The sequence below is a fragment of the Pseudanabaena biceps PCC 7429 genome (genome assembly GCF_000332215.1).
GTDB classification, from domain to species: Bacteria; Cyanobacteriota; Cyanobacteriia; order Pseudanabaenales; family Pseudanabaenaceae; genus Pseudanabaena; species Pseudanabaena biceps.
On sequence record NZ_ALWB01000014.1, the window covers coordinates 1 to 13,929 of the forward strand.

10 protein-coding genes and 1 pseudogene are annotated in these 13,929 nt (G+C 45.5%); 4 read left to right on the forward strand and 7 right to left on the reverse strand.

Going from position 1 to position 13,929, the window contains the following annotated elements; translation table 11 throughout:
- Positions 1–77: 77 nt before the first annotated feature.
- Positions 78–1,061, reverse strand: a complete 984-nt coding sequence (locus PSE7429_RS03000; RefSeq protein ID WP_009625572.1) for an SPFH domain-containing protein — start codon at positions 1,059–1,061, stop codon at positions 78–80.
- A 250-nt stretch (positions 1,062–1,311) separates the two neighbouring features.
- A pseudogene (locus tag PSE7429_RS27705) lies at positions 1,312–1,563 on the reverse strand (Uma2 family endonuclease); the annotation flags it as partial.
- A gap of 248 nt (positions 1,564–1,811) precedes the next feature.
- Here PSE7429_RS27705 and PSE7429_RS03010 point away from each other — a divergent pair.
- Positions 1,812–2,684 (forward strand): 6-carboxytetrahydropterin synthase, encoded by an 873-nt coding sequence (locus tag PSE7429_RS03010; protein WP_009625575.1) that lies wholly within the window; start codon positions 1,812–1,814, stop codon positions 2,682–2,684.
- A gap of 99 nt (positions 2,685–2,783) precedes the next feature.
- On the forward strand, positions 2,784–3,992 hold the full coding sequence (locus tag PSE7429_RS03015; protein WP_100228873.1) for a WD40 repeat domain-containing protein: 1,209 nt from the start codon (positions 2,784–2,786) through the stop codon (positions 3,990–3,992).
- A gap of 157 nt (positions 3,993–4,149) precedes the next feature.
- On the opposite strand, the gene PSE7429_RS03020 is transcribed toward PSE7429_RS03015, so the two are convergent.
- Entirely contained in the window at positions 4,150–5,031 is an 882-nt protein-coding gene (locus PSE7429_RS03020) for an XDD3 family exosortase-dependent surface protein (RefSeq protein ID WP_009625577.1), read from the reverse strand.
- 226 nt (positions 5,032–5,257) lie between these two features.
- The gene (locus PSE7429_RS03025) at positions 5,258–6,169 is read right to left on the reverse strand and encodes a tetratricopeptide repeat protein (protein ID WP_009625578.1); all 912 of its coding nucleotides are present in this window, start codon (positions 6,167–6,169) and stop codon (positions 5,258–5,260) included.
- 128 nt (positions 6,170–6,297) lie between these two features.
- On the opposite strand from PSE7429_RS03025, the gene PSE7429_RS03030 reads away from it, so the two are divergent.
- Positions 6,298–6,897 carry an anthranilate synthase component II gene (locus tag PSE7429_RS03030; RefSeq protein ID WP_009625579.1) on the forward strand — a complete coding sequence of 200 codons (600 nt, stop codon included), beginning with the start codon at positions 6,298–6,300 and terminating at the stop codon, positions 6,895–6,897.
- Positions 6,898–7,049: 152 nt separating this feature from the next.
- On the forward strand, positions 7,050–7,832 hold the full coding sequence (locus tag PSE7429_RS03035) for an MBL fold metallo-hydrolase (protein ID WP_009625580.1): 783 nt from the start codon (positions 7,050–7,052) through the stop codon (positions 7,830–7,832).
- 89 nt (positions 7,833–7,921) lie between these two features.
- On the opposite strand, the gene PSE7429_RS24985 is transcribed toward PSE7429_RS03035, so the two are convergent.
- The 3 genes from PSE7429_RS24985 to psaA all read right to left on the reverse strand — a co-directional run bounded on the left by PSE7429_RS24985 (position 7,922) and on the right by psaA (position 13,742).
- Entirely contained in the window at positions 7,922–9,046 is a 1,125-nt protein-coding gene (locus tag PSE7429_RS24985) for a L,D-transpeptidase family protein (RefSeq protein ID WP_144052478.1), read from the reverse strand.
- A gap of 190 nt (positions 9,047–9,236) precedes the next feature.
- Complete coding sequence (gene psaB / locus PSE7429_RS03045; RefSeq protein ID WP_009625582.1) at positions 9,237–11,465, reverse strand: photosystem I core protein PsaB; 2,229 nt, start codon at positions 11,463–11,465, stop codon at positions 9,237–9,239.
- Between the two features lie 24 nt (positions 11,466–11,489).
- Positions 11,490–13,742 (reverse strand): photosystem I core protein PsaA, encoded by a 2,253-nt coding sequence (gene psaA, locus PSE7429_RS03050; RefSeq protein ID WP_009625583.1) that lies wholly within the window; start codon positions 13,740–13,742, stop codon positions 11,490–11,492.
- Positions 13,743–13,929: the final 187 nt, after the last annotated feature.

Sequence of the window (13,929 nt, forward strand, 5' to 3'; positions counted from 1 at the left end):
CTTGCTTTGAGAAAGGGTTTGCTACGCAAACCCTTTCTCAAATCCCGTTTCAAATTATCTCGAACTTACGTTAATTTTTATTTAGTCCAATCTTGGGTGGGTAGATCGCTCGGATCAATAGGAGTATCCACGATTGATTTCAATCCTTCTAAGGTCGAAGGTAGCGATCGCGGATCCATAAACATCACCTTGCTACTGCCACTAGAACCAACAGTTGTAGCCATAGTGAGATAGCTTTGTGCTAACAAAAATTGCAAAGCCTCATTGGCTTGGGGATGCCCTTTCATAGACTGCAACAAAACCTGCATCGCTTGAGCCGTCCCCTGAGCCTTTAATACCTGCTCCTGTCGCTCCGCTTCAGCTCGCAAAATCCTTGATTGTTTCTGTCCTTCAGCTTCGAGGATCGCCGCTTTCTGAGAAGCTTCAGCATTAAGCAGTTGGGAGTCTGCTAAACCTCTAGCTTTGTTAATTGCTGCCTCGCGATCGCCTTCCGAAGTAAGAATGGCGGCGCGTTTTTTACGCTCGGCAGTCATTTGCAGTTCCATCGACTCCTGCACCGCCTTAGCAGGCAGGATATCACGCAACTCGACCCGCGTTACCTTCACGCCCCAAGGTTCGGTGGCATCATCGAGATCACGCAGTAGCAGTTCGTTGATTTTATTCCTCGCCGTAAAGGTTTCATCCAGTTCCAAGCTGCCTAACTCAGAGCGAATCTGGGTCAAAACAATATTAATAATTGCTTGGCGGAGATTTTCTACGCGGTAATAGGCTTTTTCCATATCAACGACTCGCCAATAGACCACGGCATCAGCGGTAATCGGCACATTGTCACGGGTGATGCATTGTTGAGCGGGAATATCTAATACTTGTTCTTTGATTGAGCCTTTGTAGCTTACGGTATCAATAAAAGGCAGGATAAAGTGGGGACCCGCAGGAAGCTTGCGTTTATATTTCCCAAAGGATGCAACTAGGGCTTCTTCGCCTTGGTTGACGATTTTAAAAGATGCACCTCCCATCCCAAAAAATACACCCGCACCAATTACAAAACTCCATAAGTCCATAGTGTTTTTCCTGTGAAAGACTAAAGTTTAATAATGCCGATTTTATATTGAGGCGTATCGCTTGAGCCGTTAACTCTTCTTCCAAATTATCTGGAAGCGTAATTGTCAAAGTTTTAGCCATAGCTTTCGTCAGATTGGATTGTAATCATTTTAGGTCACAAATCTAAAAACCTAAAATCAATAGTTTTATGTCTCAATGTCTAATGCAGCTAAGCGATCGCGTAATTTCTGCACCTCCAGATCAGCAATTTCTGCTCTCTGAGTTTGTACTTGCAAAAGTCATTTCAAAAATGACACTGGGAACTTTCCCTGTTTCCCAAATTTTGTAATTGTCTTAGGGCTGTTGCGGAATATCAAAAATTACCATCACATCAGGTGCAACCCGCAATCTAGGGAAACCATTCGCGTAATATAAAAATTGATTGGCAAGGACAACAGGCGATCGCTCAGAAAACTTTTCGGCTAAATAATTTCGTAAAACAGCTACCGTTGCAATAATCGCATCATTAATCTTAGTCATGGCTCAAACAATGCGATCGCACTGACAGCAGGGGACTTTTAAAGATATTTTTTAAAGATATTTTTTAATTATAGCGATCGCGGCAAATATACTTAGTCTTAATGCGATGTCTTGATGCGATGTCTTGATGCGATGTCTTGATGCGATGTCTTGATGCGATCGCGGGAAATGTTAATCTATTAATATAAATTTACAATTTATCAAACTTGGTTTTTGATAGCTAATTCCTGATGGCTAAATGTGTAATTAATCGCCGCGCTGAGTTTTCTGCTAGTCATCGTTACTGGCTGCCTGAAATCCCCCCAGAGGAAAATCTTGCTAAGTTCGGTGCATGTACTAATTTTCCTCCCCACGGTCACAACTATGTAATGTATGTGGGCATGGTAGGAGAGATCGACCATACTGGCATGGTACTAAATCTCTCAGATGTCAAGCACACGATCGCCCGTGAAGTGACGACCCAATTAAATTTCTCCTATCTCAATCAAGCATGGGAAGAATTCCAAGAAACGCTCCCCACCACCGAAAATATTGCCCGTGTAATTTGGCAGCGTTTAGAAGCGCACCTACCATTGGTCAATATTCGCTTATACGAACATCCCGAACTCTGGGCTGATTATCAAGGTAATAACATGCAAGCACATTTAACAATTAGCACTCACTTTTCTGCTGCCCATCGCCTCGCTCTCGACACATTATCCCTAGAAGAAAATACCGCGATCTATGGCAAGTGCGCTCGTGTTAATGGTCACGGACATAACTATCATTTAGAAGTAGCCATTGCTGGTGACATCGATCCTCGTACTGGCATGATTGCTGATCTATGCGCCTTTCAAAACGCCATTGATAAATATGTCCTCGAACCGATGGATCATACCTTTCTCAATAAAGATATTCCCTATTTTTCGGAAGTCGTTCCTACTGCCGAAAATATTGCTGTCTATATCCAAAAGTTGCTAACCAAGCCAATTCGCGAGATTGGCGCAAAACTCCATAGCATTAAGCTGATTGAGAGTCCTAACAACTCCTGTGAAGTTTATGGCGAATACCAACTCTCTGACATCGAGCATTCCTTAGAAGAAGCCTTGGCTAAGGCTTCTTAATTTCTAAAGATTAATTTCTAAAGATTAATTTCTAAACCGAAGATGAGCCAAGCTGTAGCTTGGCTCATCTTCGGCAAAAAATTTTTACAAATATCAATCATGTCCGCATCAAAACAGCATCACCAGCAACCCACAGCAAAGGATGCAGTTCTTGGCGGTCAGATAACGCCGCCACTGGGAGGAGTTGTATTAGGAGGAATTGCAGGAGTCAAGCAAAGGTTCCATAGCCCTGCGATCGCCTCTAGAATGGCATCCCTGCGCGAAGCTCTCAATCATGGGGAAGCGGGATTGAACTTAGTTTTGCAAGGCTTACAGGATCATTCGCTCTCCGTCCAACGTACCGCGCTCCTATTGCTTTGGCGCAGACCCGACCCCCATGTCCGTCAAGCCTTAGCCGACTACAGCCAATATCATTTATTCGATATCGTCGATACGCTCCAAGGTCATGCTTCAGCGATCGTTTCCCTTGCCCTGTCAGCCAATGGCAGGATTTTATATAGCGCTGGGGCGGATTTCAGTATTAAAGTTTGGGACTTAGGAACAGATAGAAATCAGCATAAACTGATTGGTTCCATTCGCGGACATAATCAGATGATTACCTCTATCGCCCTGAGTGCTAACGGTCGTCTATTAGCTAGCGGCAGCCGCGATAAAACGATCAAACTCTGGGATGCACGCTCTGGGCAAGAGCTACTAACCCTAACGGGGCATATCGGCTATGTTAATTCTGTAGCAATTACTCCCGATGGAAAGACCTTAGTGACAGGTAGCCAAGACACCACGATTAAGCTTTGGGATATTAAAACGGGAACCAAAATTCGCACTCTGCGCGGGCATACTAGTCTTGTGGATTCCGTCGCCCTGAGTCCCGATGGCAAAGCGATCGCTAGTTGCAGTTGGGATACAACGATTCGAGTATGGGACTTAGTTTCAGGGAGGCAACGTTGGGAATTTATCGGACATTCGGCAAGGGTGCTCTCCTTTGCCATCAGTCCCGATGGGCGTACCCTCGTTAGTGGTAGTCTCGATACGCGCATCAAGGTCTGGGATTTGCAAACGGGTAAAGCCATTCGGACATTAGAAGGACATTGGGGCTGGGTCAAGTCACTGATTGTCAGTAGGGATGGCAAAACTCTGATCAGCGCTAGCTATAAAGAAATCCGCGTGTGGAACTTAGAAACAGGAGAACCCATTCAAGTGCTTACTGGACATATCAATCTCATTAATGCGATCGCTCTCAGTCGTGACGGACAAACCTTAGTTAGTGGCGGCGAAGATAGCAATATTCATATCTGGAGAGTTCCCTAATCAAACGTGAGTTCGGGATAATTGGAAACGGGCTTTGAGAAAGGGTTTGCTACGCAAACCCTTTCTCAAAGTCCAAAATCAAAAGCCTTGCGTAGCAAGGCTTTTGATTTTGGACTTTTAAAATTTGCTAGCTTAACCCAAACTGACGTAAGTTTAACTAAGCAGCAACTACTTTAAGTTGCTTTTTACGTCTAGCTGCACGCCAGCCACCGAATGCACCTGCCAGAAAAATACCAGCGATCGCAGGAGGGACGGGAACTGGTCTTACAGAAACCAAATCATTGCTACATTCAAATCCTAAGGTTGCCAAAAATTGCTGACCTTGATATTGACTAGGAAGTGTAAACTTAAATCCAAAAGTATTGGGGTTGGCACTAGCTTGGTAGATCGTGCTGGGAAAACCAATGGCAGCTAGATCTGACTGCGTCAGATAGCTGAGGTTACCTCCCGCAAATAGATTCCCCGTAGCAATTTCAAGGGGAAGAGAAGAACCATTATTAATGTAGGGAGCAAAATAGGAATCATTGGCGGCTAGATCGCCAGCGGTAGAATTGCCCGCAGAATTTCTATAAGCGTTATAACTGGAATAGCCATTGTTACTTGAGGCAACACTTTGACCAGTAACACCCGTATAAACACCAACGGTATTAGCACCAAAGTCATTGTTGGGTGCAAACCTTACGCCAAGTAGCGAGCCTTGGGCTGTACTGAAGTTATTTCCAGCGTTGCCATAATTGAAGTCTAGAAAAAGAGAGCCGAAACCGACATTTGTGTTGTTGGAATTAACGCCATAGAGAGAATTACTGGAGTTAATTCCTACATAAACATCATTACCCACGACTTTATAGCCCATGCCATAGATATCCCAACGGCTGTCTGCATTAAATCCCCCCGATCCAGAACCATCATAGGAGTAGTCATCACGGGCATAATTCCAGCCATTTACGATCGTTCCGGCCTGTGCTGGAAGACTGGTGGCGATCGCCCCCAAAGAGATTGCTATAGCTGAGAATACTTTTGACAAAACCGACTTATTCATTTCCCTTCCCTAAAACCTGACTAAAACAAAAATATTTCTAATGACGAAGCAAGACTTATTAGTTAATGCTTGTTAGTTAATGCTTGGTTATTTCTTATACTCAGGTTTCTAGATCGGGTTGTCATCTAGGTAAAGTTAGCAAAAAGTTATTTTCGATACTTTTCACTGGTTATCGAATAGTTATATCAGTATAAAGTCTTACTAAATAAAGATTATCTCCTTGTTTTTATCCTCGTAATTTCTGAATCTGTCGTTCGCTCTGTTGCGCCCAAGGAATGTTTTTTTGCTGATTAAAATAAGCCTGCGCCTGAATAAAAGATTGCATCGCATCCTGTTTTTGCCCCGCTCTTACCTGTGCGACCCCAAGGGTATAAAAAGCCTCAGCATAGTCTTTACGAAACTGCAAAGCATTACGCAACTGTCCGATCGCATTTTCAGTTTGTCCTTGAATTAATAAAGCGGCTCCCAAATTGTAATAGGCTTCGGCATATTCAGGATTCAATTGCAAAGCCTTGGCATAATAGGCGATCGCTTTGGTAATATTGCCCTGAGTTTGAATTAATAGCCCTAGGTTATAGATCGTTTCAGGGGCTTGGGGATTGAGTTTAAGAGCCTGATTGAGATTCGCGATCGCCCCATTAATATCCTTTTTTTCCTTCAATGCTAAGCCGAGATTATAATAAGCAACTGATAGTTTCGGATCAAGGCTAATCGCCCTTTGTAAGCTGGGAATTGCGCGATTGGCATCACCTGACTGTAACAATGCTGCGCCCAGATTACTGTACGCAATCGCAAACTTAGGATCGAGTCTAGTGGCGCGTTGAAAAGAATGAATAGCTTCCTTTAATTTGCCTGCCTGTGCGTAGGCTAATCCCAGATTATAATGCGCTACCGTCAGTTCTGGATTTTTCTGAATCGCCGCCCGAAATATAACTATCGCTCCTTCTAAATTACCTAAACGCACATAGGCGTTACCCCGTTCCAAAAGCTGATCGGCAGTTTCATTGGGCGGTACGACGATTTCCTGCTGTACTTGAACTTTTTGCGGTGGCTTAGGACGCAGTTGCGCGATCGCCCCCTCAGCACCACAGATCATAATCACTAAGACCGATGCGAAAACTCCCAAAACTGGTTTCATAATCTTTTCTGGTCTGAATTCTTCATAAAGAATGTTAAATTGAGAAGGCTAAATTGAGTAAGAAATTAGCGATCGTCGTCAAGCCTTGAGCTTCAAAAATAAGCTTTACAAACACAAGCCCTGTAAACATGATTCTCGTTATCGACAATTACGACAGCTTTACCTATAACCTCGTGCAGTACCTTGGAGAATTATTACCCGAATTCCCTACATTGGGCGAAATTATAGTTAAAAGAAATGACGAAATAACCATCGCCGAAGTCAAACAACTTCAACCCGCAGGAGTCGTAATCTCACCAGGTCCTGGTCGCCCCGAAGAAGCGGGTGTATCTCTAGATATTATTCGTGAAATGGCTGCCCATACGCCAATATTAGGTGTATGTCTCGGGCATCAAAGCATGGGATTAATGTATGGAGGAAAGGTCGTCTCGGCTCCCTACTTAATGCATGGCAAGACATCCCAAATTTATCATACGGGAGTCGGTATTTTGGCAGGACTAGCTAACCCATTTACCGCCACTCGTTACCATAGTCTCGTTATTGATCGCCAAAATTGCCCCGATGTCCTTGAGGTTACAGCATGGACTGAAGATGACATAATCATGGGAGTCCGACACAAAGAATATCCCCATGTCCAAGGCGTACAATTCCATCCTGAAAGCATCTTGACCGAGACAGGCAAAGACTTACTGAGAAACTTCTTAAAAGGATTGAGCGTCATAGCCTGATATTTAAGGTAGGTGGCGCTTTATGCTACCTACCTTAAATACTGGGCTTTATAAATACTGGGCTTAAGTACCTGATAGTTTCGACTAAATATCGCTTTGGGAAAATCCGCACATTTCAAGCACATTTCAAAATACTTACTGAACTAAACAACATGCGCCGCAGACAAATTCTTCGACTCGCCCAAGGTGGACTGATCTCAGCATTTACCGCAGGAATTATTGCTGACGCAGCCAATTCTCAAGCAAATTCAACCCTACGCCTTCAGTGGTTGGGGCATCTATCATTTTTAATCTCAGGAGATAACGTTAGCTTTTTAACCCATCCATTTCGTCCCGTCGGTTGTACCGCGAAGCTGACCTCTCCAACCGCCCAATCTGACTATATTTTGATTAGTTCGCGCTTACTTGACGAAGGATATTTAGAAAATCTCCCCAAGGACAAGCGAGTTTTGTCTGAAGCGGGCTCTTACAATCTTAAAGGCATAAATCTTCAGGGAATTACGATGGATCACGATCGCCTTGGCGGTCGTAGATTTGGGCGCAATGTGGCATGGCGCTGGAAGCAATCGGGCATCTTTATATTGCATTTAGGTAGCGCCGCCGCCCCCATCACCGCTTCTCAGCGAATTCTCATGGGTCGTCCTGACGTTTTGATTTTGCCCATAGGTGGCAGTGCTCAAAGCACCGATCCAATGCAAGCTAAAGCCTATTCCCCCCAAGAAGCTCAAGCGATCGTTACCGAACTAAATCCCCGTATAGTTATTCCTGTGTATTACCGTACTGACAAATCCAGTAAGTCTTGCCAGCTAGCTTCTATCGATGAGTTCCTTGCGCTCATGCCCAAGGACAGTATTAAGAAGTTGGAAGGTTCGACCCTAGAGTTAAATGCGAGCAGTCTGCCTCAAAGCACTGTGGTGCGTGTCCTCAGTTCCTAAATAAACTCCTAAATCACTTCTATAGGGACATAAGCCCCAAGAATTGATAGGCGGCGCTTCGCGCCGCCTATCAATTCTTGGGGTTTGACTTACGGCGATACTCTTACAGTCGTGTTCGTTGTTACTTGACTAAACAACTCGCGAATATCTTCGTTATACATGCGGATACAGCCATGGGATGCCGCCGTACCAACCGAGGCGCGATTGGGTGTCCCATGAAAACCCGACCAATCTTTGCCATCCGTCCAAAAGCCAATCCAGCGATCGCCTAAAGGATTTTCGGGATCTTTGCTAGGAATGACATCCCCCGTAAAGGGATTTTGCCAAGCAGGATATTCAATCGTTTGTAAAACACGATGATTACCTATGGGCGTGCTCCAGCCTTGGCGACCAACGGCGACAGGATAGGTCTTAAGAGCAATTTCTCCATGAAAGGCGGTAACTGTCCGCCGACTAATGCTGACCTCAAGGCGCGTCACCTGCATTAGCTCCATATCCCACATGCGGCGATTGGGATCGATCGTATAGAGAGATCGAATTGACGGTACTTTCTTCTGATAGGCAAGAGCTTGATAGATCAGCACAGCCAGTTCACTTTTGGTAATTGCTCCATTGGGAGCAAGGATACGTGGATCGGGATAATTAGTAACTAAGCCTTCCTGAGTAATTGTAGCGATCGCAGGAATGGCATAGTTGGGAATCTCTATAGCGTCGCGAAACATTGATAATAAGTAGGATTGCGGTGTTTTAACGGCATTGCTATTAAGATTGAGTTGGCTAGCGATCGCGACCAGAGTTTCAGCTTTAGTGGCTGGCTCGTCAAGTCTGGTAGTAATTCTGGATGCATTGCGATTGGCAAAGGCAAGCTCTAAATAATTCGCAAGCTCGGCACGGGTAATGGGGCGATCGGGCTGAAATAAACTAATGCCATCGGCAGTATCAAAGGCTTTACTCAAGTTTGTTTTAGATAGCAGTCCCTCCACAAAGAGGCGCGACCAATGCCTTTGCAAATCCAAAAACAAAAATTGCTTTGAGTTGAATTTATCTGAAGAGCTGATCGTAGATTCAGAAGTGTTTGCCCAGATTGCTGAATTCTGAGTGTAAGAACATAACGCAGTAAAACCACATATATTTATCGCTATGGCAACATTAACAAATGAAGAGAAAAGACTTTGCTGATTTTGCGATCGCATTCTCATAGTTCTTAATTGCAATAGCTCTTGTTGACTTAATTATCTAAAGTAGCTATGCAGTCTAACATATTCCATCAAAAACACCCCTCCATAAATTGTCGGAAATTAACTCCTTAATAAGCAAAGCTTGCATTCCTATATAGGTGATCGCCAAATAAAAAAATCCCCCACGTTACCGTGAGGGATTTTTTTAATTAACTAGCAAGCTAGATTAACCGAAAGCAGTTGTGGTAGACGCAATCAGGAAGGCTGCATAGGTGACGATGTAGCCAATCGTGAAGTGAGCCAAGCCAACCAAACGAGCTTGAACAATGGAGAGAGCCACAGGCTTGTCTTTCCACTGAACCAAACTTGCAAGAGGTGTGCGTTGGTGCGCCCATACAAGGGTTTCGATCAATTCTTGCCAGTAACCACGCCAAGAGATCAAGAACATGAACCCAGTTGCCCAAACGAGGTGTCCGAAGAGGAACATCCAAGCCCAAACAGAGATATTGTTCATGCCATAGGGGTTATAGCCATTGATCAACTGTGCAGAGTTGAGCCATAGGTAGTCACGGAGCCAACCCATGATGGTGACAGATGATTCGTTGAACTGAGCAACGTTACCTTGCCATACACCGAGGTGTTTCCAGTGCCAGTAGAAGGTTGTCCAACCAATGGTGTTCAACATCCAGAACATAGCGAGGTAGAAGGAATCCCATGCTGAGATATCGCAAGTACCGCCACGACCAGGACCGTCGCAAGGGAAGCTGTAGCCGAAGTCTTTTTTGTCTGGCATGAGCTTAGATCCACGAGCATCCAACGCGCCCTTAACCAAGATCAAGGTGGTGGTATGTAGCCCTAGAGCGATCGCATGGTGAACTAAGAAATCGCCAGGTCCAATGGTGAGGAACAAGGAGTTATCGCCAGCGTTGATGCCAGCCAACCAACCAGCTAACCAGACGTTACCACTGTTGGGGTAAGCGGTAGAAGCAATGCTGTCAGGATTAGAAAGAAGAACATCAAAGCCATAAAGAGCTTTACCATGAGCGGCTTGAATCCACTGAGCGAATACAGGCTCGATCAAGATTTGCTTTTCAGGAGTACCGAAAGCTTGCATTACGTCGTTATGAACGTAGATGCCAAGGGTATGGAAACCTAAGAAGAGGGATACCCAGCTTAAGTGAGAGATGATCGCTTCCTTGTGCTCAAGCATACGTGCAAGCACGTTGTTCTTATTAGCTTCAGGATCGTAGTCACGAACGAAGAAGATCGCACCGTGAGCAAACGCGCCAACCATCAAGAAACCAGCAATATATTGGTGGTGAGTGTACAAGGCTGCCTGTGTGGTGAAGTCCTTAGCGATAAACGCATAGGAAGGCATCGAGTACATGTGCTGAGCCACCAATGATGTGATTACACCGAGGGAAGCAAGAGCCAAGCCGAGTTGGAAGTGCAAGGAGTTGTTGACTGTGTCATACAAACCTTTGTGACCATCGCCTAGCAAACCACCAAAAGGAGTGCCCTTAGGAGGATTGTGAGCAGCCAAAATCTCCTTAATGCTGTGACCGATACCAAAGTTGGTGCGGTACATGTGACCAGCGATGATGAACAACACAGCGATCGCCAAGTGGTGATGAGCAATGTCGGTCAACCAAAGAGACTCGGTTTGAGGATGGAAACCACCTAAGAAGGTGAGGATTGCAGTACCAGCACCTTGGGAAGAACCAAACACATGACCAGCAGTATCAGGATTCTGAGCATAAACACCCCAGTTACCAGTGAAGAAAGGTGCAAGACCAGCTGGGTGAGGAGGAACGCTCAAGAAGTTGTCCCAACCTACGTGAATACCACGGGATTCAGGAATCGCAACGTGAACCATGTGACCAGTCCATGCCAAGGAGCTTGCGCCAAACAAACCAGCCAAGTGGTGATTGAGGCGAGACTCAGCATTCTTGAACCAAGAGAGGCTAGGACGGAAGCTGGGCTGTAGGTGCAACCAACCTGCAAATAGCAGAACAGCCGCGAATACTAGCATCCAGATTGCGCCAGTAAATAGCTCTGCATTGGTACGCATACCGATGGTGTACCACCAGTGGTAAACACCAGAAAGAGCGATATTAACAGGGCCAGCAGCGTCGGTTTGAGTAAACGCTTCTACTGCGGCCTTACCAAAGTGAGGATCCCAAATCGCATGGGCGATCGGACGTGTGGTGAGAGGATTTTGAATCCATTGCTCGAAGTTACCCTGCCACGCTACGTGAAACAGGTTGCCAGATGTCCACAGGAAGATGATTGCCAAGTGACCGAAGTGCGAAGCAAAAATCTTTTGGTAAAGACTTTCTTCGGTAACTCCATCGTGACTTTCAAAGTCATTCGCTGTGGCGATCGCATACCAGATCCGACGGGTTGTTGGATCCTGTGCGAGAGCCTGGCTAAACTTAGGAAATTTCGTTGCCATAATTACTTCAATTTCTCCGTTTTATTAGCCAAGTGCACCGTAACGGGCTAGGAAGAATGCCCAAGTTGTGGCAATTCCACCTAAGAGGTAGTGAGCTAGACCCACTGCACGACCTTGAGTAATGCTCAAAGCGCGAGGAGAGATAGCAGGAGCAACGTTGAGCTTGTTGTGTGCCCAAACGATTGACTCGATAAGTTCTTGCCAGTAGCCGCGACCGCTGAACAGGAACATGAGGCTGAAGGCCCAGATGAAGTGAGCGCCCAAGAAGATCAAACCATAAGCCGACAATGCCGAACCGTAGGATTGAATTACATTGGAAGCTTGTGCCCACAAGAAGTCACGCAACCAACCGTTAATGGTCAATGCACTCTGTGCAAAGTTGCCACCAGCCATATTGGTCACAGTGCCACTTGCATCAACAGTACCGAAGATATCGGACTGCATTTTCCAAGAGAAGTGGAAGATGACAACGGAAATACAGTTGTACATCCAGAAAAGACCGAGGAATACGTGATCCCATGCCGAAACTTGACAGGTACCGCCACGACCAGGACCGTCGCAAGGGAAGCGGAAACCGAGTTCAGCTTTGTCTGGAATCAAGCGAGAGCTGCGAGCGTAAAGAACGCCTTTAAGCAAGATCAAGACAGTAACGTGAATGGTGAAGGCATGAATATGGTGAACCAAGAAGTCAGCCGTACCAAGAGCCATATGGGCAACAGCAACTTTACCGCCAACAACTAGAGTTTCACCGCCGAAGATAGGGCTAACACTAGAGGTTGCATAGGGAGCAGTTGTACCCGCAGCCGCAGCATGAATACCTTGAATCCAGTTAGCGAAGACGGGCTTCAACTGAATTGCGGTATCGGAGAACATATCTTGAGGACGACCCAATGCACGCATGGTGTCGTTGTGGATGTAAAGACCAAAGCTGTGGAAGCCAAGGAAGATACATACCCAGTTGAGGTGAGAAATAATTGCATCGCGATGGCGCAACATGCGATCAAGCAAGTTGTTTACATTCTTAGCTGGATCGTAATCGCGAACCATATAAATGCCTGCGTGAGCAGCCGCACCACAGATCAAGAAACCACCAATCCACATGTGATGTGTGAATAGAGAAACTTGGGTAGCGTAATCGGTAGCAATGTAAGGATAAGCAGGCATTGCATACATGTGCTGAGCAACGATGATGCTCAAAGAACCCATCAAAGCCAAGTTAACAGCTAGCTGAGCATGCCAAGAAGAGGTCAAGATTTCGTATAGCCCCTTGTGACCTTCACCAGTTAGAGGTCCCTTGTGAGCTTCAAGGATTTCCTTCATGCTATGACCGATACCAAAGTTGGTGCGGTACATATGTCCAGCAATGATGAAAAGTGTAGCGATCGCAAGGTGATGGTGAGCTTGGTCAGTTAGCCAAAGAGATCCAGTTTGAGGATTCAAACCACCCTTAAAGGTCAAGAAGTCAGCATAAGCACCCCAGTTAAAGGTAAAGAACGGTGTCAAACCTTGTGCAAAGCTAGGAAAAATGTCTGCCATCAATGAAGGATTCAGGATGAACTCATGGGGTGCAGGAATCTGGCTCGCAGGTACGCCCTTATCAAGGTAGTAATTGATAGGAATCGATACATGGATCTGATGTCCAGCCCAAGAGAGAGAACCCAAACCGAGTAAACCAGCCAAGTGGTGGTTCATCATCGATTCAGCATTCTTGAACCACTCAAGTTTAGGAGCAGCCTTGTGGTAGTGAAACCAACCAGCGAAGAACATCAAACCAGCCATCACCAAACCGCCAATTGCGGTGCAGAGGAGTTGATATTCCGTGGTGATACCAGATGCTCTCCAAAGGTGGAACAAACCAGAAGTGATTTGAATACCTTGGAAACCGCCGCCTACATCGCCGTTCAAGATGTCTTGACCGACAACATTCCAGACCACTTGGGCGCTGGGCTTGATGTTGACTGGATCAGCCAACCAACCAGTGTAGTTAGAGAATTTTGCTCCGTGGTAATACATACCACTGAGCCAGATAAAGATGATACCTAGGTGCCCAAAATGAGCGGAGAAGATCTTACGGGCAGTATCTTCTTCGGTTGTGAAACTGTCAAAGTCATGCACATTGGCATGAAGATCCCAAATCCATGTGGTTGTCTTTGGGCCCTTCTTTAAGGTGCGGTCGAAGTGACCAGGTTGTCCCCACTTCTCAAAAGAAGTAGGTACTACATCACGATCAACCGTTACCTTTACCTCTGTGTCTGGCTTTTGAGGAGTCATTGTCATGAAAATTTTCCTCTCTCAGACTGTTAAGACAAAGTAGATTAAACGATTAGGCAAGCTCTCTCATAGTGCTGAATCTATGAATGAGATAAGTACTGCTGTACAAGAGTCGCTGTGCCACGATGAGGTAATTATAGGTTTAGGTTTGTGTCGCTCCAGATAGTTTGTAACAATTGTTTAGAATGCACCT

Excerpts from the sequence above, each read along its gene's own strand:
- psaA (WP_009625583.1), bottom strand. The coding sequence starts at position 13,742 with ATGACAATGACTCCTCAAAAGCCAGACACAGAGGTAAAGGTAACGGTT.
- PSE7429_RS03015 (WP_100228873.1), top strand. The coding sequence starts at position 2,784 with ATGTCCGCATCAAAACAGCATCACCAGCAACCCACAGCAAAGGATGCA.
- PSE7429_RS03025 (WP_009625578.1), bottom strand. The coding sequence starts at position 6,169 with ATGAAACCAGTTTTGGGAGTTTTCGCATCGGTCTTAGTGATTATGATC.
- PSE7429_RS03020 (WP_009625577.1), bottom strand. The coding sequence starts at position 5,031 with ATGAATAAGTCGGTTTTGTCAAAAGTATTCTCAGCTATAGCAATCTCT.
- psaB (WP_009625582.1), bottom strand. The coding sequence starts at position 11,465 with ATGGCAACGAAATTTCCTAAGTTTAGCCAGGCTCTCGCACAGGATCCA.
- PSE7429_RS03010 (WP_009625575.1), top strand. The coding sequence starts at position 1,812 with ATGGCTAAATGTGTAATTAATCGCCGCGCTGAGTTTTCTGCTAGTCAT.
- PSE7429_RS03035 (WP_009625580.1), top strand. The coding sequence starts at position 7,050 with ATGCGCCGCAGACAAATTCTTCGACTCGCCCAAGGTGGACTGATCTCA.
- PSE7429_RS03030 (WP_009625579.1), top strand. The coding sequence starts at position 6,298 with ATGATTCTCGTTATCGACAATTACGACAGCTTTACCTATAACCTCGTG.
- PSE7429_RS03000 (WP_009625572.1), bottom strand. The coding sequence starts at position 1,061 with ATGGACTTATGGAGTTTTGTAATTGGTGCGGGTGTATTTTTTGGGATG.